25 protein-coding genes and 1 other RNA gene are annotated in these 23,751 nt (G+C 31.2%); 11 read left to right on the top strand and 15 right to left on the bottom strand.

Features of this window, described 5'->3' with window-relative positions; translation table 11 throughout:
- Positions 1-291 precede the first annotated feature (291 nt).
- The 3 genes from A9G12_RS09385 to A9G12_RS12670 all read right to left on the bottom strand — a co-directional run bounded on the left by A9G12_RS09385 (position 292) and on the right by A9G12_RS12670 (position 2,236).
- A complete protein-coding gene (locus A9G12_RS09385; RefSeq protein WP_218056612.1) occupies positions 292-735 on the bottom strand; it encodes a cyclophilin-like fold protein in 444 nt (147 codons plus the stop codon).
- Positions 736-918: 183 nt separating this feature from the next.
- Entirely contained in the window at positions 919-1,803 is an 885-nt protein-coding gene (locus tag A9G12_RS09380) for a sel1 repeat family protein (RefSeq protein WP_065565559.1), read from the bottom strand.
- Positions 1,804-2,059: 256 nt separating this feature from the next.
- Positions 2,060-2,236, bottom strand: coding sequence for a DUF3916 domain-containing protein (locus tag A9G12_RS12670; RefSeq protein ID WP_442903477.1), 177 nt, complete (start codon positions 2,234-2,236; stop codon positions 2,060-2,062).
- A gap of 389 nt (positions 2,237-2,625) precedes the next feature.
- Between A9G12_RS12670 and A9G12_RS09375 the strand changes: the two genes are divergently transcribed.
- Positions 2,626-3,033, top strand: coding sequence for a hypothetical protein (locus A9G12_RS09375; protein WP_065565558.1), 408 nt, complete (start codon positions 2,626-2,628; stop codon positions 3,031-3,033).
- 161 nt (positions 3,034-3,194) lie between these two features.
- On the opposite strand, the gene A9G12_RS09370 is transcribed toward A9G12_RS09375, so the two are convergent.
- Positions 3,195-3,665, bottom strand: coding sequence for a hypothetical protein (locus A9G12_RS09370; protein WP_141674139.1), 471 nt, complete (start codon positions 3,663-3,665; stop codon positions 3,195-3,197).
- Positions 3,666-4,267: 602 nt separating this feature from the next.
- On the opposite strand from A9G12_RS09370, the gene A9G12_RS09360 reads away from it, so the two are divergent.
- Positions 4,268-5,209, top strand: coding sequence for a hypothetical protein (locus A9G12_RS09360; protein ID WP_065565555.1), 942 nt, complete (start codon positions 4,268-4,270; stop codon positions 5,207-5,209).
- A 106-nt stretch (positions 5,210-5,315) separates the two neighbouring features.
- On the opposite strand, the gene A9G12_RS09355 is transcribed toward A9G12_RS09360, so the two are convergent.
- Positions 5,316-6,125 (bottom strand): hypothetical protein, encoded by an 810-nt coding sequence (locus A9G12_RS09355; protein ID WP_065565554.1) that lies wholly within the window; start codon positions 6,123-6,125, stop codon positions 5,316-5,318.
- A 638-nt stretch (positions 6,126-6,763) separates the two neighbouring features.
- Between A9G12_RS09355 and A9G12_RS09350 the strand changes: the two genes are divergently transcribed.
- From A9G12_RS09350 to A9G12_RS09340, 3 genes are all read left to right on the top strand, one after another.
- Positions 6,764-6,976 carry a metallophosphoesterase gene (locus A9G12_RS09350; protein WP_065565553.1) on the top strand — a complete coding sequence of 71 codons (213 nt, stop codon included), beginning with the start codon at positions 6,764-6,766 and terminating at the stop codon, positions 6,974-6,976.
- Between the two features lie 48 nt (positions 6,977-7,024).
- Positions 7,025-7,555, top strand: coding sequence for a hypothetical protein (locus tag A9G12_RS09345; protein WP_141674137.1), 531 nt, complete (start codon positions 7,025-7,027; stop codon positions 7,553-7,555).
- Between the two features lie 292 nt (positions 7,556-7,847).
- Positions 7,848-8,072, top strand: a complete 225-nt coding sequence (locus tag A9G12_RS09340; RefSeq protein WP_065565551.1) for an EexN family lipoprotein — start codon at positions 7,848-7,850, stop codon at positions 8,070-8,072.
- Between the two features lie 49 nt (positions 8,073-8,121).
- Here A9G12_RS09340 and A9G12_RS09335 read toward each other — a convergent pair whose 3' ends face one another.
- From A9G12_RS09335 to A9G12_RS09320, 4 genes are all read right to left on the bottom strand, one after another.
- Positions 8,122-8,610 (bottom strand): hypothetical protein, encoded by a 489-nt coding sequence (locus tag A9G12_RS09335; protein WP_065565550.1) that lies wholly within the window; start codon positions 8,608-8,610, stop codon positions 8,122-8,124.
- Positions 8,611-8,933: 323 nt separating this feature from the next.
- Positions 8,934-9,962, bottom strand: a complete 1,029-nt coding sequence (locus tag A9G12_RS09330; RefSeq protein WP_065565549.1) for a helicase RepA family protein — start codon at positions 9,960-9,962, stop codon at positions 8,934-8,936.
- Positions 9,959-10,174 (bottom strand): helix-turn-helix transcriptional regulator, encoded by a 216-nt coding sequence (locus A9G12_RS09325; RefSeq protein WP_065565548.1) that lies wholly within the window; start codon positions 10,172-10,174, stop codon positions 9,959-9,961. Before A9G12_RS09325 ends, A9G12_RS09330 begins: the two co-directional genes overlap by 4 nt.
- Before the next feature lie 193 nt (positions 10,175-10,367).
- Positions 10,368-10,817, bottom strand: a complete 450-nt coding sequence (locus A9G12_RS09320) for a hypothetical protein (protein WP_065565547.1) — start codon at positions 10,815-10,817, stop codon at positions 10,368-10,370.
- Positions 10,818-11,029: 212 nt separating this feature from the next.
- Between A9G12_RS09320 and A9G12_RS09315 the strand changes: the two genes are divergently transcribed.
- The 3 genes from A9G12_RS09315 (at position 11,030) to A9G12_RS09305 (ending at position 12,122) form a co-directional block, all read left to right on the top strand.
- Positions 11,030-11,269, top strand: coding sequence for an addiction module antitoxin (locus A9G12_RS09315; RefSeq protein WP_065565546.1), 240 nt, complete (start codon positions 11,030-11,032; stop codon positions 11,267-11,269).
- Position 11,270: 1 nt separating this feature from the next.
- Entirely contained in the window at positions 11,271-11,543 is a 273-nt protein-coding gene (locus tag A9G12_RS09310) for a type II toxin-antitoxin system YafQ family toxin (RefSeq protein ID WP_065565545.1), read from the top strand.
- Between the two features lie 81 nt (positions 11,544-11,624).
- Positions 11,625-12,122: a hypothetical protein gene (locus tag A9G12_RS09305; RefSeq protein WP_065565544.1), complete on the top strand. Its 498-nt coding sequence runs from the start codon at positions 11,625-11,627 to the stop codon at positions 12,120-12,122.
- Between the two features lie 315 nt (positions 12,123-12,437).
- Here the strand turns inward: A9G12_RS09305 and A9G12_RS09300 are convergent, their stop codons facing one another.
- The 3 genes from A9G12_RS09300 to A9G12_RS09290 form a co-directional block, all read right to left on the bottom strand.
- Complete coding sequence (locus A9G12_RS09300; RefSeq protein ID WP_065565543.1) at positions 12,438-13,661, bottom strand: integrase domain-containing protein; 1,224 nt, start codon at positions 13,659-13,661, stop codon at positions 12,438-12,440.
- 191 nt (positions 13,662-13,852) lie between these two features.
- Positions 13,853-14,217: a transfer-messenger RNA gene (ssrA, locus tag A9G12_RS09295) on the bottom strand.
- 65 nt (positions 14,218-14,282) lie between these two features.
- Positions 14,283-15,263 (bottom strand): 2-hydroxyacid dehydrogenase, encoded by a 981-nt coding sequence (locus tag A9G12_RS09290; protein WP_065565542.1) that lies wholly within the window; start codon positions 15,261-15,263, stop codon positions 14,283-14,285.
- Between the two features lie 656 nt (positions 15,264-15,919).
- Between A9G12_RS09290 and A9G12_RS09285 the strand changes: the two genes are divergently transcribed.
- Entirely contained in the window at positions 15,920-16,816 is an 897-nt protein-coding gene (locus A9G12_RS09285; RefSeq protein WP_065565541.1) for a DMT family transporter, read from the top strand.
- 57 nt (positions 16,817-16,873) lie between these two features.
- Here the strand turns inward: A9G12_RS09285 and A9G12_RS09280 are convergent, their stop codons facing one another.
- Together A9G12_RS09280 and mprF are read right to left on the bottom strand one after the other, a co-directional pair.
- A complete protein-coding gene (locus A9G12_RS09280; protein WP_081299719.1) occupies positions 16,874-18,154 on the bottom strand; it encodes a virulence factor family protein in 1,281 nt (426 codons plus the stop codon).
- Between the two features lie 2 nt (positions 18,155-18,156).
- A complete protein-coding gene (mprF, locus tag A9G12_RS09275; protein WP_065565540.1) occupies positions 18,157-20,760 on the bottom strand; it encodes a bifunctional lysylphosphatidylglycerol flippase/synthetase MprF in 2,604 nt (867 codons plus the stop codon).
- A gap of 410 nt (positions 20,761-21,170) precedes the next feature.
- On the opposite strand from mprF, the gene A9G12_RS09270 reads away from it, so the two are divergent.
- Entirely contained in the window at positions 21,171-21,845 is a 675-nt protein-coding gene (locus tag A9G12_RS09270; protein WP_218056611.1) for an HD domain-containing protein, read from the top strand.
- Between the two features lie 81 nt (positions 21,846-21,926).
- The gene (locus A9G12_RS09265) at positions 21,927-22,769 is read left to right on the top strand and encodes an aldo/keto reductase (protein WP_065565539.1); all 843 of its coding nucleotides are present in this window, start codon (positions 21,927-21,929) and stop codon (positions 22,767-22,769) included.
- A gap of 42 nt (positions 22,770-22,811) precedes the next feature.
- On the opposite strand, the gene A9G12_RS09260 is transcribed toward A9G12_RS09265, so the two are convergent.
- Positions 22,812-23,735, bottom strand: coding sequence for an AEC family transporter (locus A9G12_RS09260; protein ID WP_065565538.1), 924 nt, complete (start codon positions 23,733-23,735; stop codon positions 22,812-22,814).
- Between the last annotated feature and the right edge of the window lie 16 nt (positions 23,736-23,751).

Here is a 23,751-nt window from a genome sequence, read left to right as displayed (position 1 = left end):
ATAAGAACCCATAGCATTGCTTTGTACAGTCACTAATGCTTGAGTATTATAGTTAGAATGCTTTTTATCATTAAAACATAGAAAAAATCTTCGTGATGTATAGTGATCTTGTATTTTTATGCCTTTATCACAACGGCTAAATCGTGCAATTTTGGGACCTGGCGTGGTGATCTCGTAAAAAGAGATAAGTATTGGTTTCCTACTAAGCTATCAACTTTTTTATGTTGTTCTAAATAGGTGACAATTGGATTTTGCGCTAAGACTTGATAGCCATATTGACTAACTGCATGTTTAATCAATATATTCTAATGTAACGGTAGTGTTTCGCCTGAGTTGAGCGAGTAGTTGTTTACCCTCTTTAATCCTACCTAATGCATAGACACCATCAGCTTGACCATAATCTTTATAAAATATGGCTAAATTTCCCCATGGCACATAGTAGGTAAAATCACTCGGTATAGTGTTTGCTTTAGGTGTATCTTGCAAAATTAGTTTATTAGGAAGATAGGCAATTTTTTCTTCCCCGGCAAAATCAGATAATTCTAAGGTAAGAGGAAGTTGCTTTAGTAATTGCCTACTAGCAGCGTTATCAAATAATTCAATAATAACAGGTTGGTTATCAACAGTTATTTTGATATGAGCGATTATTTTGGTTGAGTTATTATCAGCATGAACTTGCATAAAAAGCACCATAAGTAGATTAATAATTAGTAGCTTGTAGCATAGTTTAATCATAGCTTCCTCTGCGTGTAAAATAAATTTTACCTTAGGTTATACAACAAAACGTGTAAGCATTCTTACTAAACTTTTTATCTATAGGCAAGGTAAAAATAGTAAAACTCACATTCATATTGGTGTTGATTGAACCGTGATTTGATAGGGCATTTTTGTTATCTAGTTTTTCCAGATTATTGATATTTATAATTTAGGTATTTTTTGTAGCTCAGTATAGAGCTTTTGAAATTCTTCTGAATTTTGTATACTTTTGTCTTGGTTAAGTTGGGCGTAAACAAGGTAAGCATTTCTAATTGTTTTAAAATTACTATTTATATTACTTCTTTCAGTTGTTAGTTTGGCCCATGCGGCGGCTTTTATTTTATCTTTTTTTACACCTATCCCTTCATAGTAGGCTTCAGTCACTCGGGCCATACAAATATCGTCTCCTTTTTTTGCTGCACACAATTTGTATAAATTAACTGCTTTTTCAATTAGTTGAGGTTTGTTAATGTTAAGGCTATCGACTAATAAAAGCTGATCTGCTTCATCATGTTTTAATTCAAAGGTAAGGATATCCGCATAGATATCATAGTCTTGTAAATGATTTTTCAACGCTATTTCTATACAAAGCAATTGCTTATCGAGTAATTGTTGCCTAGTAATATGTCTCTGTGTCATTAGTTCTTGTTCATTAGTATTCAATATTTCATTACAGGCTTGAGGATGTTTGTTTTCTGCTAGTTCCCAGAAAATATTATTACTTTCTATTCGCCCTTGTTCTACAGTAAGCCCAATATTTTCGTTAGCATTATTGTAATATCTCAATACATAGGCATAAATATAAAGAGCATTAGGATCTCCTTTATTTTTTTGAACAATAATCTGGTTAAATTTTTCAATATCAGTTATGCCATAAGAAAGATTCCCTAATTCTTTTGCTAATTGTAATGCATAATCGATTGTCCAATAGCTATTATTTGTAGCTAACAATTTTTTTTCTTGCACTTTAGTTGCAAGAGGTTGAGCATAACTGTTAACAGTGATACTTGTAATTAAACATAACAAAAAAGATATATAGCTTTTCATTATTCCTCCTATTTATAAGAGTAGGATATGTTGTTAGCATAAGCGATTCCCCTTAATGAGTAAACTCTTCTTTAGGAGTAGGTCAAAACCGTAAAAAACACGTTCAATTGGTGTTGATTGAACTGTGCTTTGATAGGGCATTTTTGTTATCTAGTTTGTCCAGATTATTGATATTTATAATTTAGGTATTTTTAAATATTTGATATGCTGTATCAATTAAATATTGAGCACATTGTGCTTGTATAGTTTTATTAGTCTACTTACCCTGAACCAATTGAATATCAACAGGAATTTTAATATTCCAATATCGTTCATTTTCTGAAATCTGAGTTGGAAAATAATTTTCGAAAGCCCTAGACCAAGATGCAAAAGATCTTAACCTTCGCTTTTTACCTCTCAATTTTTTATCAGTTAAACATAATCTTCTTGCCATAAAATTTATTCGTTCATATTTAATTTATTTTCTTATAAAATTCATTATTTCATAGATCTCCTAAAACTTAGTAAATTAAAATTTAGTCATAAAAAATAATCTTAGTGAAGAAATATTTTATCATGTTGGTGATCCTTATATTATTACAATGACATTAATTAACGATAGAAATAAAATATTTTAATCTGTGAGTTATGGAAAATGTAATTATCAAGACCACAATCAAAAATTAAGAAAAGTAGGTGATTTAAACGTTGGATTGGGTTACTCTCTTGCTAGATTAATTATTTTTGTTAAAAATAACAAATAAAAAAACTATTTACTTGAGGCTGTGATCTAGCGAATGGTTTAGGTTGTTCATATTTTAATCAGAAGGTATTATAAATAATATGGCAATTATATATGGGTATATCTGCTCATCAGCAAGTGATGATAAAGCGTTAGATAATTTTAATCAGGCTATTTTGCAACAGCTTCCGCCTTATGGCGCCTATATTTGTCGGGATATGTTTGCTATGTTGCCGTATGGTAATAGAGCGCTTTGTAAATATTCACATATTATTCATTTTGCCGCTGAGTACGATGAAATGTATGTTATGCCTGATGATTGGTTAGAAGAATTTGAAAACTTATTATCCCAGTTATGCTGGAGTCATGTTAATGTGATTGAAACTTATTCAGGAAATCGTTTTGAATGGCGAACAGATAAATTTGATTTAGAAAAAATAAGCGCCACCACAAAATGGAATAGAATTACTTTTGAATCTTATCACGAATTAAAAGAAATTGAGTTTTAATTTCTTTCCATTAAAAATTAACTACTTTGCTTAAAATATACCTATATGTTAATTAAAATAAAAAGTTTTTATGGTGATTTATTACTCTCTGACAAAGTGTCATTTGTTCAATAGAAATCAAAAGCAATAAAATGTTGCTTTTGATTGTTTAGGTATCATTTTTATTTACAGGGATATTTTAACTTTAAAGCTTGGATATAAACAGCTGCTACATTTAAATCTTCATATATTTCTTTTTGTGTATTAGTTAGCCCTGAATAAAAACTTTTGAGTAATTCTAATTCGTCATCAACTTTAATTAACTCAAATGGTGGTCGACAATAAAGTTCATTCTGAAATTCTATTCTATATGCTATTTTTGTCATTGAAATGGCACGAATCATACTAGATAAATAACCAAAACCAAAAAAATATGCTTCCTTATTGCTTTCTCTTTGGTTTATTAAACCAATTAATTCATTATAAGAAAGATAGCCATTTTCTTTTATGGGAGAAAACCATTCATATTGATTAGCTGAAATATTGAAAGATGACAATACTAACAATAGAATGGATAAGTATCTTTTTATCATGCTGTAAATTCCCTTAATAAAATAATTATCTTGTATACATAGAATTATAACATTTACCATTATACGATACCTTAACTCTTATAAACCTTTCGCTCTCACCAAGTCATTAATTTCTTGCGTTGTTCAAGATAAATAGAATAATTATAGGTATGTCTTTCTTCGTTTTTATCGTTATGAACAAGGCGGGATTTGATGGGTTCTAATACTTGTATTAAGGCGTGTGCTTTAATCTCGGTATTGCTTGGTGGCTTCGTTAACCTTTCCATTAGTACACCTCATATAGGTCACAAGAAAATTGTTATACGAAATAGTGTAATATACAATCGTGTACCTAAAAATATACTAATTTGGGTTGGATTCACTCGGATTGATTTAGATAAGATTGGAAACAAAAATAAAATAATTCATTATTTTTAAATTGATTAAGGACTTTAATAGGTGTCTTTGTAACAATAGGTGGTGGAGCTGGCGGGAGTTGAATAAATGTAAATAACCTATTGTCATAATTGATATTTTTCTAATTCAGAAAAACAAATCCCTTTATTTATTCCTTTATTATTTTTTTAAATAAAACCTGAAATAATTTTGGGGAAAGTAATCTTCTAAACTTCATAAATATTCAGTACAATTAACTAAAAAAAGGCTTTAAGAATATATAAACAATGGTAATAGATATTGAAAAGCAATTTGAGGCACATGTATATATGGATTATAACAATCCATGCGTAGAATGGAATATTGCCAGAGGAGTGATTAATACACCTGATTGTTTTCCAGAAGATGAAAGAAAACAATTACTTTCTATTTTTATGGCTAATATTTTATCAAACGATACAGCAGTAAAACTAATAAGAGAACTATATTTAGAAGATATACGCACAAAATATTATTCTAATGAAGTTTCGCGGTTAAGAGGCTTTTTTGTGTTTGCTGATTTAGAAAGTCTCGTTAATTTTTGGGAATGTAATAACTGGGGAAGCCATTTTCGAGATGAATATTTAACTGATGTTGGAGTTTATAGTACTAAATACTCTAAGTTAGATTCTAATTGGATATCAGAAATCATAAATGATGATGGAACACTAAAAGAAAATTGTGAATATTCTGCTCATAAATATTGGAAAGGAGAGCCTCATCCAATGAAGCCACCTATATGGGAAAACATAATCGAAGGTTCAATTACTATTTGGTCACTAGAAACAAAATTAGAAGCACTAAAAAATATAGAAGCCTTATGGCCTAACTCTATAAACATACTAGACTATGCGATTAGCTGTGCAATGATTGGAAATTTTGATGGACAAGTAGTTCCCATTATAACCGGCAATTTAGAGAATATTGAAATTAGTATAGATTATGCAATCAGAATGAAGCATCGTTTAGATCCCTATTTTATTGCAGAAATAAATGAACACAGAAAAAAATACCCAAATAAGCATAGTGGGTTACAAAAAAATAATATTGAGGATCACTTACCCGATCTACAAAATTATAGTAAAAAGCTTAATCTTCAGTCTAAAGTTAAATTTAATAATTTTGTATTGAGTATATACAAAAATTGGTTTAATTCTCAAATAAACAATATAAACCTAAATTCTATGTGACATAGAATTATGAACAATCATTACAAAGAGAAAAACTAAGCTAGATTAAGCTGACAAACACTTTATAAAAATAGTAGCTATCAGTTTAGATTTAAGCTAATAAAAATTAATATATTGTTTTTATTATTTTTTTTACACCATCAATCAATTCCAAAACATTTTCTTTAGTGGGTTCATCATTTGCATGATCACAAGAATTTCTAATATCGCCTAAAAATTGAATAAATCGCCATTGTGTTTGATCTATAACTTCATTATTTTTTAAAATATCATTACATGTAGATATCGTCATATTTTTCTTTAATTCCTTAATATTATGATTTAAGCAAACTTGTTTAAGATGCCGTTCTAAAACAACACCAACTAATGCTCCACCAGCTCTTATAAATTTTTGTTTAATAAGATGCTCTGCAGCTTCGATTTCAGAATCAAATAAATCAGCCTGAATAGTTTGGTTAATATCGAACAATGAACTTCCAAAACGTTTTTTAGCTGATTCTACAATAGCAATTTGCTGTTCAAAAAGATTAATTGCTGCAGATGAGTCTACTTTTACCTTTCCTGTACCTCCTCTCACGCATAAATTATGTAAGGCGTCTTCAATTCTATAACTTTCATAATTAAGAATTTTTCTACTTTTAGGTTTTTCATACAAGCGAATAAAATCATCTAAACGCATCGGTATAATCTGTCGTATTAAGTATAACGACTCTGAATACCAACATTGATATTTAGAATTAAAATTTGGTAATTCATCAAAAAAAGCTTTCAATTCTTCTTTTGACTTAAATAATTTAGAATAAGCTGATAATGTTGCTTTTTCATTGCTTCGATACTGTAAAGAAATTAACAAATGATTCCCTTGTTTAATCAACTGTTCTAAATCTAACTTGAATTTATCAATATTACTTGTCATTATTTATTCCTCATATGACGTACTATCTTTATAACATATTTAGATCTTTCGTATTATTAAGAACCTTTAAAATCATCGTTATCGATTCCTGATATTATATTTATTCCAATTTTTATAACTATTTCTATACATTTATACCTTTAGTAATCCTGAATAAAATAATATTTTTGACCGTCCACAACGATCAATGGACGTCAATTGATCTATATAATCAATTATAAACCACCCACATACTAATAGCTATTTACTTACAATAATGAGAAGCTTCCATGAATTTAGTACTTAAGAAAATATCAATAATTAGCAGTTTAATCATTTGTCTATTTTTAACAGGTTGTAAAGAAGAGTTGGAACAAAAAGTCATGACAAATGATTGGTACAAGGAGCATCCAACCGAACAGATAAACTCTACGCTGATTGTAAGGCTAAAGGCGAGCAAATACCTGTTTGCATTGCAGTAAATCAATTTAAGTACAGAGAATCACAACTTAATGCTACAGGACTGGATTTTTCTGATATTGAATTTTAGTAAAGTGAAAAGTCTTTAATAGTTGTTATTCTATAACTATTAGCCTTAAGTAATACATGTTTTTTTGTTATAATAATGGCAATTTATACCAACACATTTAGAGGCTATTTTGTTAAATATTGGTGTATATAGTGACCTGCATATTGAGCATAGTTTTTATAGCTTTGATGACTTATCTAAATTAGATATTTTGGTTCTGGCAGGTGATATTGCAAGTTATGATACTATTGAGCGATTTTTTGTGGAACTCAGAAAAAACGCTCCTAAATTAACAGTATTATACGTTCTAGGTAATCATGAATATTATGGTATGGTTTATTAACAGGCTACTCAGTTTTATAAAGAAATTTGCCTTCAATATGATATTACCTTGCTAGATAACGAATCTATTGTGATTGATGATGTTTTATTTCTCGGTTCTACTCTTTGGTTTAATTTTCAATTAACCTCATTTAAAGTAGAAGCAATGAGTTGGGCTGAGCACAACGTGGGAGATCATTTTTATATTAAATGGCAAGACAAGAATACTATTCGATCATTTACATCCAATGATATGCTCAATAATTTTAATGTATCTTATGAGTTTCTTTATACATCATTAAAAGAGGCACATAAACATTATAGCAAAATTATTGTGATCAGCCATTTTTTACCTTCAAGCCATGTCCTTTCAGATGAGCATAAAGACAGTACTGATAATCTAATTCGTTCTAGCTACTGGTGCAACGAATTACCAAGCTTATATCAATATGCGGATTATTGGATCTACGGACATAGCCACAACAATATTAATAAACAGATAGGAAAACTAGAATTTTTATCCAATCAGCGTGGTTATAGTAAAATTAAAAATAGATCTTATGAAAAAGGTTATAATCAGGATTTTTTAATTAAGATTTAATCATCAAAAACTTTCTCATATTTTTTCTGTTAGTGTAATTATCAAATCAACTTATTTCAGACATGAAACTAAAGCGATAACCTGATAAAGTGACAAGACTTGTTCTTGTTATTTTGTCAGGTTTAACAACTGAACAATGTGAAGGCGTTAGCTATTATTTATTTTTGATAAATTATAATTGATCGTCAATAGCGATCAATTGACGTCTATTGATCGGTATAAGTAATTTGACTTGATTATTTTATAGATTAATATTCTGATAATAATAAGCAAAATAATATGGTGAGAAATAATGAAAAAATTATTAGTATTAGGTCCTATATTGTGTGGTTTTGTATTGTCTGCATGTGATGAAAAAATTTATACAGTTGATGAATTCGCTGATAATAAGGAATTAAGAGAAGAATATCGACAAAAATGTAAAAATGGTGAATTAAGTGGAGACCATTTAAATTGTCAAAATTCTTTTAAAGCGGTAATTCGATCTAACCGTATTAGTAACGCAAGCTGGGACTAAATTATGATTAATAGTTTAGCTTTTCATATACTTGAAATGAAAAAAAACATTACATCAGCCTTTTGCTAGAAGATAAAACTAATGATTCTAAACTATACTTAATTTGATTTATTAAACCTAATAATTGAATAATATTATCATTATTAATTAATAGGTTTTCTCTCACAGCCATATTAATCAAATTTCCAATTTGATTGATATTTATTCTAAGTTGATTTATTTCTCCCATTTCTAATTTATCAAAACATGGCATTTCTAGTGTGCTATGAAGCCTAAATCTAATTTCCTCAGACACTGTAATATTTTTATTTTTTGCAATTTTTGTAATTTTATTTAATGTATAATCATCAAACCTAATGCTTCTAACTTTCTTTTTTGAGTCACTCTTTTTTTTATTACTTATTTTTATGTTTAATTTTTTATTGCAAAAAATACTATTTTCTACTACTTCATTAAAGTTCATACCGTTTTCAATTGCATAATTATTAATCATATCAATTAAATCATTATTCAACCTTATTGATTTTTTAATTTTCATAATAAGCCTATTGCAAATACAGGGCAAAAATTCACATTGTCGGACAATGTAGTGCTTTTTGCTATCCTGCATATATAAATTATTAAATTCGTATTAATTTTTTAATTAATGTATTATTAAATTTAATGTCATTTAACCAATAATCATTTTATAGTTAATGTTATACTTTATTTCTCTCTTTTCTTCCCTATAAAAAGAAAGGAATTGGTGAGGAAGAAATAAAAATAAACTTAAAAAAATTAATATAGTATAGATGCTCATTTTTTTTGTATATATGCAAAAAAAATGAGGAAAAAAACATTATTTTCTTAGCAATTAATCAGTCATATATCTATCATAAAAATGTATTCACCATCAATGCGAATTAATTTTTCAGAGACTAATTTATTTAGCCAACGACTAAGATTTTTTGTATCTATACTAATTTTTTTTAAATCCTCTCTTATAATCGATTTTGTACAAAATTTATTATCAAGTGTTCTTGAACGAATACATTTCCATAATATTAAATGATTTTTTGACACATTATTTATATTGTTAAATTGTTGATCCTCAATTGGTGCTCTACCTTTATCTTTAACACATAAAGAGGTAATAACTTCATCATCTTCATCATGATATAGTTCAAAAGTTTCTAAATCATATGCGGTTGGTGGTACTTCTTCTGCATCTTTCATTTTGGTACACTTAATTATAAATGCTCCACCATTCTCTTCCCTTGTAATTTTATATTCAGTATCAAGAGCAGCTCTAAAAGCACTTGATCCCCTTGCACCTTTACTTTCGTCTTTACCTGAGTGATGAAGAATTAAAACTGTAGCACCAGTCTTCATTTTTAATTCATCACATCCACGAATAAAAGCACCCATATCTTTTGTATCATTTTCGTCAGCTCCGCCAAAGCATCTGGCTAACGTGTCAATAACAATCATTTGGATTGGTAATTTATGTCGATTTTTTATATATTCAGCAAGATCTAAAATCGCTTTTACTTCTTTCTTTGAGGCTAAAAATATAGGTGAATTAATAAGATATAAATCTTTAATAGATTTGTTATAACTTAATTCCCAAGCTTTAATTCTTCTTGGTACACCAATGCCACCTTCACCAACAATATATAAAACAATTCCTTGAGCGACCTTTTTCCCTCCCCAATTTATACCAGAAGCAATATGACATGCCCAAGATATAGCAAGAAAACTTTTATAAGCACCACTTGCTCCATAAATACTACACAACGAATTGGAAGGAATAACATCTTTTATTACATAACTTAATTTGGCATCATAGCCACTAGATCCTATTGTAACTAATGGTGCTAATGCTAATTGGCTAAAGTTGTCATATGTCATTGATTAACTCCTTGTTTGATATAGAAGTTAATCCAATTAGCAATATCTTTAACTTCCCATCGGCTACAACGATTAAATTTTATAGGTTTAGCTAAACGACCTGCTTTTATTTCATTATAGATGTGGGCTTTGGTAAAGCCTGTAAGGCGAGTGATATATTTGATATCGACTAAATTAGGGATAGAGACGTTTTGTGTTTTTTTTATATTCATAATAATTTCCTTTATTCAAAATTGACTTTTATTGTTTAAGATGAACAAAGGAAATTCTATATTATCTTTTTCATGAAAGATTTTGGAATTAACGCTAAACGCTTATTTCAAGGTAAATAAAAAACTATTAAAACAACAAATAAATTAATTAAATTAAGTATCATTAATATATATCATATAATTAATAAGACTATTATTTTTGCTTTCGTTTACCTTTTATAGGTGGTTTTATATCAGTTGGATTATTTTTAAACTTTGATTTTATTGTTTTATAATCAATTTTTGTATGAAATCCAATTTTAGCTAATCGTTCATTCACCTTTTTAGTAATTTGATAAACGTTAAATTTCTCTAGCATACCCTCACAAAGTAAATCCAATCCCATAATTATTAATGCATTAGAAGCTCTTCCATTTCTAAGTTGAATGCTAATATTGTCCTTACTGGTAAAGAACCATGTAATACAAGATGTAATGAAACAAGCCATAGAAACAATTATAATAAGTCCATAGAATCTATTTGATAATAAATTAAATGGTAATCCTATACACAATAAAAACGTAAAATAAACTCCAACACAAATAAGTCTATGTCCTAACTTTTTATTTTCTTTCAACAAGTTATCGTAATTATCTTTAGTCATAATTAATATCCTCTTTTGATAATGATGTATTTATATTCATTAACCGTTAATTTTGTTAAAACTCTAATATAGATTAACTATTGATTAAACAATAATTCACAATTAATAAACTATCGAAAAAGTAATATTTATATATAATAAGTATTACTTTTAATATACATTGTATACTTTTATCTATCTGCTGTACTTAATTTCAATTAAGAGGTAATACCATGAAAACAGAAATTATGACATTAAAAGTTGAATCAGATCTTAAACAAGCATTTAAAACTATTGCGGAACGCAACCATAGACCTGCATCACAAGTTATTCGTGAATTAATGAGGGCTTATATAGCAACAAATAGAGAACCAAATGATTTGACTATTGAGTCTATGATTAAATCAGAACGAGGAGAAGATATACATTGCACCAAAGATTTTAATGATTTGTGTAAACAATTAGGTATTTAGAATGCGAGAAATTAAATATTCTACTCAATTTAAAAATGATATTAAGCAGACGCGAAAGCATAATAAAAACATGGATAAATTGAAAGCTGTCATGCAGTTAATCGCCAACAAACAACCTTTACCATCTGTTTTAAATGACCATGAGTTAATAGGTAAATGGAAGCATCATAGAGAACTACATATTGAATCTGATTGGTTATTAATTTATTATTTTCTAGATGATAAAAAAGTCCATTTTGAACGAACTGGTTCACATTTTGATTTATTTAGGTAATAGCGTATGCAATTTTATGATAATAACAATAATAAATTAGGATAATTAATGTAAATATTAATAAATAAACGAGAAATTACTATGTTTCTAATTCCCAAGACCAGTAAACAAACCTATCTTTCCAAACTAGCAGCATTGAATATTTTTAATGAAACATCTAGAAAATTATGTACTGGTGACTGGCATTATGTTTCTATGTTTGATAATGGTTTTAGAAATGAAAATGCCTTTCTTGCAGGGGACGGAATGGAAACTAATACCAATCCTTATTTAGGAGATATGGAAATCATCGATGTTACTGATTCTTTAAAAAGAATGGGTTATTATAATAATCATGTTATTGATAAAAATAGTCCTGTTTATTGTGCTTCACACGCAAGAGCATGTGTAGATTTGTTATATGGAAAAATAAATAATAATGCACCTTTAAATAGTGTTATTTTAGAAGATTGGTTTAGTACATTAGAAGCTAAGAAAACAGTTTATAATTTAATAGATATTCTTTATCCTAAAGTTAATAGTTATATTCAATCAAAAATAGATGAATGGAAGAAAAATAATCCTTGTGCATTAATATAACTAATGTAAATCAAGTAATATTTCTTAATTTTATTCAAATAGGTGAGTTTTCTTCTGTGCATTAACCGTGAATTTTGCTAATGTAACCATGTTGAAAAGCTATTGATGGACAAGCCACCAACAACTTTACAACATTAATTCACCGTTACTACACAATCGAAAAACCAACATTTGTGTTTATTTTTAATTTGCGCTCCGCGCTCAAGTTATAACAATTATTTTTTTCTTTTACTTTTAAAGACCAAAATAAGATTAGTAAGATTACTTTTTTAAAACTTTCTACTCAAAGTTAAAATAAATTGATGTCAATTTGTGTTAATAGATATTTGAACTTTTACTTTCAATGAAATTCCCCCACCAATTCAACATTTCAAACCGTTTTTCAAGATAATCAGCTCGATTGTATGCCATTCTTATACGATCTTTATTAATATGGGAAAGAGCTACTTCAATAAGATCGGAATTGAAGCCCTGCTCATTGAGTGCTGTACTGGCGATAGAACGCAATCCATGAGCAACTAATTTACCGTGATAGCCCATTCTTTTAATCGCTGCATTTGCAGTTTGGGTATTAACGTGCGTTGATGGATCTTTAATGCTTGGGAAAAGATATTCACTGTTACCACTCATTTTTTTGATTTCATCTAGCAACTTAAGTGCTTGTTCTGATAATGTGATTTTGTGCTCTCTGCCTAACTCATTGGTTGTGATACCTTTGCTAATATAAATCGTCCAAATCTTACTTTCCATATCAATATCATTCCATTTAGCTGTAGCAGATTCAGCAGGACGAGTTAAAGTGTAGAGTTGCCATAAAATTAAATATCTTGTTTGTAACTTAATACTTGCCTTATAGAGTTTTTGAATAAACTCGCCTAAATCATCAGGTTTAATGGTTTTCATATGTTGAACTTGAGGACTATCAAATTCACGAGAAATATATTGAGTTGGATTTTGGCTTATCAAACCTCTATGTTGGGCAAATACCATTATTTCATTAAGTTTTTGAACTGAACGCTTAAGCGTTTCTAATGTTCCTTTTTGTTGCAATGGTTTTAATGCTTCAATTGCCATATAAGCGGTAATTGATGAGATAGGCAGTTTAGCAAAAGCAGGAAATAAATTACGTTTAATTAAGCTCCATGTATCTTTAGCTGTTTTTTCTGAAAAGTTAGCTCGTTGCTTTCGATATTCAAACCATTGTTCTGCTACTTTTTCAAATGTGTTAAACAACTCTTTTTGCTTTTGGTTCGTTTGTTCTTCAAGGTAAGTTTTAGGATCTATATTTTGAGCGAGCTGTTTACGATAGTGTTCTCTACTCGCCCTAGCATCAGCTAAACTGATTTGTGGATAGCGACCAATAGTAATATCGGTTTCTTTATTTGTATAAGGTCGTTTATAACGAAATCTCCAAACTTTGTTACCACTACGACTAATGAATAAAAATAGTCCATAACCATCAATTAATTTATAGTCTTTTTCTTTTGGCTTGGCATTCTCTATTTCTACAAAGGTTAACGGTTTTACAATTCTAGCCATAATAATTCACCGAATAATAAGGGGATGGAATTATTATATAGAAAAAGGTCCCCTTATCAATCCCCTTATTAATTTATGACGGTGGTATATGCGAGTTGATTTCCATATACAAAAAAAGCCTTAAGATTAAATCTTTCTATATGATTTTAAACGTTATTTTTACTTCGATTTACGTCTATTGATTTGAGCGGTGGTGGAGCTGGCGGGAGTTGAACCCGCGTCCGAAATCTCTACATCCTTGGTACTACATGCGTAGTTTGTCTTTAGATTTCATCTACCCGCTGCGGACAAACACGCCACTGATAGACTAGCTTGATTAAGTTTAATGCTTCAACCCCAAGCAAGGCATCCACACGATCTCGTTTAGGTTTGACTCCTCTTGATCCCCGTCCTACGAGCGGAGGCTAGGGAGAGAAGGCTCTATGCAGGTTATTAAGCTGCTAGTGCGTAGTTTTCGTCGTTTGCGACTATTTTTTTGCGGTTTATTTACGAGGCCTACCGCACCTCGGCATGCACCTTGGGTTTCGCAAATCCCGTCGAATCCAGAATCAGCCCCAATTGTGTGTTGGTTACAATCTACAATATCGGGGCATTATAGGTGAATTCAAGTGTTAATACAAGTTAGCCTACATCCGGATTAACCCAATTTTCAGTTGGTTTTTCATCTTTTAATGCAGCAATAATGTTATCGACGGCACATTTTGCCATTGCATAACGGGTTTCAACGGTTGCCGAACCTATATGTGGTGATAATAAAACATTATCAAGTTGTAATAATGGCGAACTGGTTGGTAGTGGTTCAACTTCGAATACATCAAGTCCAGCTGCTTTTATGGTTTTATTTTTTAATGCTTCGACTAATGCTTGTTCGTCAATAACGCGGCCCCTAGCACCATTAATTAAAATAGCCGATGGTTTCATTAAAGCCAGTTTTTCTTTAGTGATTAAGCGGTCAGTCTCAGATGTGAGTGGTAAAATAATGACAATAAAATCTGCGGTTTTTAATACTTCATCAAGTTCGAGTCGTTTGGCGTTAAATGTTTGTTCTGCATCAGGTTGTGCTGAACGGTTGTAATAAATGACATTCATATCAAAACCATGATGAGCACGCTTGGCTATTGCCTTACCAATCCGTCCCATTCCTAAAATACCAATGGTTTTACCATGAATATCACAACCATAATATTCAGGAGTGATACCTTTTTGCCATTTACCATCATGGATAAGATTCGATAATTCAACTGTTCTGCGTGCAGTTGCCATTAGCAAGGTAAAAATTAAATCGGCCGTACTTTCAGTTAATACCTTTGGGGTATTCATCAAGCGTACACCATGCTTTTTTAAAGCAGTTAAATCATAATTATCGAATCCGACTGAAATTGTTGATGCAGCTTTTAATCTGGGTGTTTGGCTAAGAAAATTGTCATCAATGCGAGTGGGCATATTAGTACCAATCATACCATCGGCATTTGTTAATGCCTTGATAAAAGCTTTGGTTTCGCGATTTGGATTACGATCAAAAATGGTTAAATTGAAATTTTGCTCAAGTTTGGCTTGTTGATCGGCAGGGATTTTAGTGAATAAAACAACATTCTTTTTCATAACTTTTCCTTAGCAACCGACGGTAAATTTAACTAATAGTATATTATTATATTCTTGTAAAAGGTAATTTAATCGTTTAAACAAGAATAAATAGCTGAGAATTTTTTTGATTAAATTAGTTTTGTAAAAATGTTTCAGGAGAGCTATACGTTTCAGTTTATTATATGTTGCTATGTTATAAATTATAGACTGACAGAAAATAAAAATGAAAAAAATAAAATTATTTTTATTTAAATAATCAATAAATTAGGGTTTTTTCTGTTAAAACTTGAAAAAAATATAAAATTAAATTGAACTTTTTATAATTTAACTTGTCTATATCTACAGATTACGTTTTTTCATTTTTTGCCCTCCACTCGCATTTTCGAGTGGATTTTTTTTGTCTAGAATTTATCAGGATCGCATAAGTGATAATTATTAAGTGTGATTTTTTCTTAGCTTAACTATTTAATTTCTTGATTAAAGTAAAAAATATTTGCCTAAAGCTAAATGGGAAGTTAGTATTCCTTTTTTATATGGTTATTTTATACGTTATCAAGTCACTTCAAAAATATTATTATAATTTATTTTGACTGGCATTATTAACCCAACTATAAGATTAGGTTTAATAATGTATGCTTGAGCAGTGTTGTGTTATGTGAACAGAGAAGATCTTCATGTTATTATCTAAACGAACCCAAGGGCACCTTATTGCACTAATGACCGTGTTTATTTGGGGGACAACCTATATTGCTACTAAAGTTTTATTAACCGATTTTAAACCGATTGAAATTCTATTTTTTCGTTTTACATTGGGTTATCTAACATTGTGGATTTTAGCTCCACGATTGTTTGCTTGGCAGGGTATCAAACAAGAGCTATTGTTTTTGTGTGCTGGTTTCTGTGGTGTTACCTGTTATTTTTTATGTGAAAATATAGCGTTAACTTATACGACAGCTTCCAATGTGGGCGTTATTACCACTTTAGCTCCAGTGTTTACTGCAATTTTAGCTATCTTCTTTTTAAAAGCTGAAAAACCGGGTAAAAGCTTTTATATTGGTTGCATATTTGCCATTATTGGTATTGCACTAATTACCTTTAATGGTAAATTTGTGTTATCAGTCAATCCATTAGGGGATTTACTTGCTGTTTTTGCGTGTATTTTTTGGGCTTGTTACTCAATTCTAACTAAAAAAAGTAGTAATTATGGTTACAACATTATTTTATTAACTCGACGCTTCTTTTTTTATGGTTTAATGTTAATGCTGCCGGCACTGTATATATTTAATTTTGAATTAGATTTAACTCGTTTTAGCAATTCAGTTAATCTACTTAATATTATATTTTTAGGTGTTGGTGCTTCGGCTATTTGTTTTGCTTCTTGGAATTATGCGGTAAAACTAGTGGGTGCAGTTAAGATCAGTATTTATATCTACTTAGTGCCAATTATTACTATTATTACAGCGGTAATTATTATACATGAGCCTTTTACTTGGATTGCCGCAATTGGTACTTTATTTACTTTGTGTGGAGTTCTACTCTCGGAAGGGAAGGTTAAGGTTCGCAAAAAATAGTCCATTATAATTGTGTTTGACAGGGGCATTAGCCCCTTTGTTATTTGTTAGATAGATTTATTGCAAGCGTTTATCAATTGCATTCATAATAATTTGTCCAAGATGTTGGTAGTTTTCATCAAAATGATGCCCCCCTGGTAATTTAAATGCTTCTCCCTGCATTTCCGGTTGTAAGCAGCCTGTTTCATCAGTTTCTTCTTCACCATAGATACAAAATAATTTATCGGCTGCTATTTTCTTCACTTCAGGAGCAGTTTTCATTTCATCTCCCGATTGTCCTAGCCAACCACTAACTTCAATTTCAAAATTGGCATCTTTAGAAAAGGCTATCATAACTAGTGCTGATACACTTTTTTGGTCTTGTGGTGATAAGCGATTATAAAGGGCTGGTAATATATCACCACCAAACGAATAACCCGCTAATACAAATTGAGTTGTTCCCCATTTATCTCGATACTGTTGCATTAAGTAGGCAAGATCTTTAGCACTTCGCTCTACCGAGCGATGTTGCCAAAATAACTTTAATGCATCCACACCCACCACCGCATAACCATGCTGGGCCATATATTCGGCTGAGATTTTATCTAAATCACGCCAGCCACCATCACCTGAATAATAAAAAGTTACCGTTTTAGGATGGACTTCTGCAATGGTCGCCGGTAATTCAATTACTGGTAATTGTTCATGTTTGCCATATAAAATTGCCGGTAAATGTAGACTTAAAAGTTCAGTTGGTGTGGCCTCGTATTCACCGATTGCCGTGGTAGTAGTGATTTTTTGCTGTTCCCGAGGAAAAATAGCTACGTCATCATTTGGTGGATTATTCCAAATAACTTGCCACATACCATGATTAGCCTGTTTGGGTAAGGGGGCATTACAGTCTTGGTGATCTAAAGTAAATTCGATTGACAAGGCTTTGGCATTGTCATTTTGCTGAGTAGTTAACCAACGGTATGCGAAGGCGGCACCTTCTTCCATTCCCGCTACAACAAAATTAGGTTCATCTAGTATTTCCACCGCCTGATTAAAACGGTTTTGTTGTTCACTACAGCTGGCTTGTGGTTTTAACTCAAATTGTACCAGCTTAGCACCAGTGGTTGTAGATAAAGCTAATAATTGTTCTGCGGTAAAATGGCTTTTTGGAGTCGCAACTATGATAGCAGCAGCTTCAGCCGATTTTTTTGGTGTAGCGGATATAAGTGTAAAATCATTAGTTATTGCAATGGTCTTAAGGGATGCTCTAGTCTGATTTTTAAAAACATGCCAACCTAAAAATGCAAGTATTAGCACAACAATAATGAGGAGTATTAACAGTAGATAGTGTAACAATTTTTTCATATTTAAGGGTTCTTACTCTTTTTTAAACCAGTAATACCGCCAGAAATTAACATGGTGGTATCGAGCAATGCAACTAAAGGATCAAGCCCAGCAGGGACGGCCATATAACGAGGTTCCCACTGTGTAGCAAATTTTTCTTTAAAACGACGTAGTCCTTGAAAATTATAAAAACGACCTCCTCGCCGAAAGACTAACGCCCCTAACCGTTGGATTAGTGGAGCACCGCGTCGCCTTTGCATTCCTGCCAGTGGTACCATACCTAAACTAAAATATTTAAAGCCTTTTTCTTGATAATGGAGAATCAAACCAACCATTAAAAACTCCATAGTTAATTTAGGTATATCTTGTAGTACTCGCATTAAATCAATACTAGCAGAATAACATTGTTGCGTTTCTAAAAGATTAACGAAAGCGATGATACGATTTTGGTACTTAATTGCCGCGATAGTAAAATTATCCAAGTATTGTTTAGAAAATGATCCTAATGAAAATTGCTTTTCTTTAGCATGTTTATTTTTGAGCCATGTGTCTGATACCACTTTTAGTTCATCAAATGGAGCGGTACCTGGTGGATAAAATACTAAAGATAAACCATCACGCTGCCCACGATTCCAAGTATAGCGCAAGTCTTTATAACCTTTTGAATTTAAGTCGAATTTTTTTAAATTAACTAAAGCTTCTTCACCAAGTTTGATAGTTCGTAAGCCAATATCCATATAGAATGGTAAGTTAGCAGCTTTAACTTGATAGAATACTGGACGTAGCCGATGTTGGTCACATAGATCGCGAAATTCCCATATTAAATCAGCGCGTTCACTAATGTCACCAATTGGATCGTAAAGTGCTACCATGCTTCGCCCTCGTCGGGAATACATAATAAAAGAGGTTTCTGACTCATTGAATAGTAATGATTTATCCCCACACATGGCTAAACCACCTTCGGGTTGTTTGGAAGCTAAAATAATTTGATAAGCCTTAGCTAGTTGTGGTTTATTTGGTTTAGTCAAAATAGGTAACGCAGGGCGGAATAGCCAAAATAACATAATACAGCTTAATAAGATAAAACTGCCTAAGGCGGCACGCAATGCCCGTGGGACGCGGCTATCTAATTCAAATTGCCACCATAAAGAGTGACTATAAGGCACATCTTGATAGATGAATAAAATCACCCATACAAACATGGCTAGCATACAAAAACAGATAGCGAAAAACTTAAATGAAAATGGAATGACTCTTAAGTGATTTTTCCGATAAAACGCATGCCTAAATTTAATTAATAAAATAGCAATCAATAATAATATACCGGCCTCAATCCAATGCAGACCTCGTAATATAGAAACAATACTACCAATAAATAGTAATAAAACGGTAACTCCCCACGCGGAAAAGAGTCGACGCCTTAGCCCCATAGCCAGTAATAAGCATAGAACACCAATTAGGCTAGAAATTAAATGAGCAATGTTGATTACTTTATTAGGAATAAAACTGTGGACTAAGTGCGAATTAAATCCTGGTACTACACTCGAAAACATCATAACTACACCAGCAAAAAATACGGTTGCCGCCATCACTGAAGCGGCGATTCCGGTTTCAGTTTCTTTAACTGGTGGTGTAGTTAAGTAATTTTTACCTTCATTAATGAGTAATAAAATCCCGGCAGGAATTAATGGAATTAAAATATAAATAATCCGATAAATAAGTAGAGCAACAGTTAGAGATGCTGCACCTATTTCAGATGAAAAAGCTGCCAGAATAATAGCTTCAAACACGCCAACACCACCTGGTATATGACTTAATACTCCGGCAACTAAGGCGAGAATATAAATCATAATAAACGTGGTGAAATTAGGGTGATTGGGTAATAAAAAATACAGAATGGAACCTGCTAAAATAGCATCAAACAAAGTGATAAGGCATTGCCAGCAGGCTAAATGTAAATTAGGTAAACGGATTGACCATCGAACTATCTGAAATAAACGGGTGTCCTTATTTGGCCTTTCATCACATTGATTTCGGTAAAGAAAAATTAATAATGCTATGTACAGGCATAATACTGAACCGGCGATTAACCAAACACTTTGCAGCGGCATATGTAGTGCTTGCATGGTGTCTTTAGTTTCGACTAATGCGGCTATTGCTGCCAGTAGTGGTAAAGTAAAACCAAGCGACAAGGTGACAAAAATTGACATTCTGGCAACATCAATAGTGGTTAAACCATACTTAAAGTACAAACGACAACGCACCGCACCGCCAGATAAAGCCGATAATCCTATAGCATTACCAATAGCAGAAGCACATATACCCCCAACTACAATAATAGATGGTTTAAGTTTTACGCCCGCATAGCGGGCAGCTGACCATTCATAGCAAATCAGCATTACATAGCTACCGACTGCAGATAAACAGGCAAGTAAAATAGTGTGAATAGAAAGGTTATGAATTGATTGTTTTAAATCATTAAGATTAATCTCTTTTAGTAAATTCCAACAAACAATTAAGGCAATAACAAAGATTAATAGACCAAATATTAAAGCCAACAGTTGGCGATAGCGAGTGAAGTATTCTATTAATTGCCATGGCAAAACTCTACGCGCTAATATTTTCACTCAGTCGACTCCAATATTTGCTTGGTTAATATTTTAGATTTGCGCATTCTACATCCCCAAATTAACGAAAACAATCGCAGAAAAATAAAAAAATTTTAAATTCTAATGTTTTTCTTTAGCTATTTTTTAATATTTGTTAATTAATATGATTAATTACTTGTTGTATCTGGATTTTTATACTTAAAGTTAGTGTTAAAATTAGTACAGTTAAAGCTATTTTTTTTATATTATTTGCTTAGATATTTATAGATTATTTTCATAAGATGAGGAATAAACGATCGGCTTTCATCTTGGTGATTAGCAAAATATGCGCCCATTTTTTATGCTATAATTAAACGAAATTGCATAATATAGCAAGTATATTTTGTGCACAATAATAATATTTATTTATACCTAAAGTAATTAATATAATGAATAATAAAATATCACTTTTAATGACACCATCGCAGCAGCAAATCATCCAAAATATCCAATCTTTAGTAAAACAAAAATTAGCTGATGATTATTCTGGACATGATATGGCACATATTGAACGTGTGGTTAAGTTAACTAAACAGATCTTAGCTAGTGAGCCCAAAGCTAATAACTTTATTGCTATTGCTAGTGCTTATCTACATGATGTTATTGATGAAAAAGTTGTTAATGACGTCAATTTAGCGGTAACACAATTACACGAATTTTTAAAACTACAACCAATACCGACTGATGACATGCAAATGATTTTCGATATTATTGAAAATATGTCATATCGAAAAAATCTTAATGATAAAAAAATATTATCCCTTGAGGGGCAAATAGTGCAAGATGCGGATCGTCTTGATGCTCTTGGCGCAATAGGTATTGGGCGAACATTTTATTATGGTGGTAACAAACATCATATTATGTATGATCCTAATATTCCCCCCCGAACCTTTCTGAACGAAACTAGTTATAAACAACCCAGTACGGTAATTAATCACTTTTATGAAAAACTATTTTTGCTTAAGGATCTAATGAATACCCCAAAAGGTAAACAATTAGCACAAGCAAGGCATGACTTTTTACTTCAATTTGTAAAACTATTTGAAGACGAATGGCTCGGATGAAAATTGATATTAACCTTGGAATAATTTGTTTATAATAACTATAGTTGATTAATTAGTTTTAATAATATATGGGGGCCAATGATGACTTTTTCTATCAATGATAAGATCGTTTTAAGTAACAATGTCTCTATGGAGCAGTTCGGGTTTGGTACTTTTAAACTAACAGATTTAAATGAATTAACTCGTGCAGTTAACGCAGCCGTTAAAGTTGGGTATCGTGCTTTTGATACGGCTGAACTTTATCAAAATGAAAAACAACTGGGGCAAGCCCTTAAACAATGTGGCATTGAACGTAATAAATTATTTATTACCAGTAAAATTGATAATAATAATCAAGGTTATGAAAAAACTTTAGCGGGTTTTGATCAGACATTAAAGGATTTACAACTTGATTATCTTGATCTTTTTTTGGTGCATTGGCCTTTAAATGATACCTTTTTTGAGACTTGGAAAGCGTTTGAAAAATTGTATGAAGAAAAGCGGGTACGCGCCATAGGTGTTTGTAATTTTCATATTTCACATATGGAATTACTAGCTATGAAAGCTAACATCAAACCAATGCTTAATCAAATCGAAATTCATCCGTATTTAACACAAATGGAATTAGTCAATTATTTGCGTCGACAAAAAATTGCTATTGAGGCTTGGTCTCCATTGGCACGTAATAAAGTGGTTAATGAACCGCTGTTAGTAGAAATAGGTGATAAGTATCAGAAATCAGCATCTCAAGTAACACTGCGTTGGCATATTCAAAATGGCTATATTGTGATCCCTAAATCCAGTCACCCTGATCGAATTGCCGAAAATGCCAATATTTTTAACTTTGAGCTAACTGCTGAAGAGATGGAAAAAATTAGTGGATTAAATCAAAACCTGCGTACTGGACCAAATCCAGATTATGTTTTTAGTAATAATGGTTTTTAATATTTAAATCTCTCCCCGCTGTGAGGGGGAGAGATCCCACCATTAAAATGGTATTGGTGCACCAACTAACCATAACACAATTGGTAATGTTATTAAGCTTAAGATTGTGCTCAGTAATGTAGCACTTGAAACTAATTCCGGGTAAGTATCAAATTGTACTGACATAAGAGTAGTATTAGCTGCTGTTGGCATTGCCGCCAGTACAATTAAAATTTGTTTATAGACAGGATCAATCGGCATAAAATAAACGATACACATAGCCACAATAGGTGAAAGTATCATTCGTGTTACTAATGAAAACGAGATTTTTGGATAATCGAGATGTTTAATTTGTATTTTAGCTAACTGCATTCCTAAAATAATCATAATCACCACAATAGACGCGTCACCTATCATACCTATTGAAGTCATAATCGATTTTGATAAAGGAATATCGCACAACTGAAAAATAATTCCTAGAAAAGCACCATAAGCGACAGGCATGCGGATTACTTTGTTCAGTACATCTTTTTGGCTAACAATGTCATTATGTCGACTACCTTTAGCGGCATAATAGATACCAACAGTACTCATTACAAACTGTTGTAAAACCATCATAATTACCCCTAAATTGAAACCAACACTACCAAAGAATACTAACAATACTGGTGTACCATAATTACCATTATTCATAAAGCAAGAGCTTAAAATCATGGCACAGCGCTCTTTACTTGAATATTTCATGATAACTGACCAAATAGACACAATAATAACTAATGCAAAACACAGCCCGAAAATATAGAAAATATAAAAGAAATAGTCGCTGGTTAAAGTATGGGTATAAAATGTTTTAAAAGCCAAAAATGGCGATAACACATAAAGTGACATTTTAGAAAGATTAGCGACATCAAACTTTAAGGCTTTTTGGGCAATAAAGCCGACAATAAAAATACAAAAAATGGGGAACAAAATAATAAAAAATTGCATAATTTAATTCTTAGAT

This window comes from Gilliamella sp. wkB112 (assembly GCF_001690685.1).
Lineage (GTDB): Bacteria > Pseudomonadota > Gammaproteobacteria > Enterobacterales > Orbaceae > Gilliamella > Gilliamella apicola_J.
This window is presented reverse-complemented; position numbering and strand designations above follow the sequence as displayed.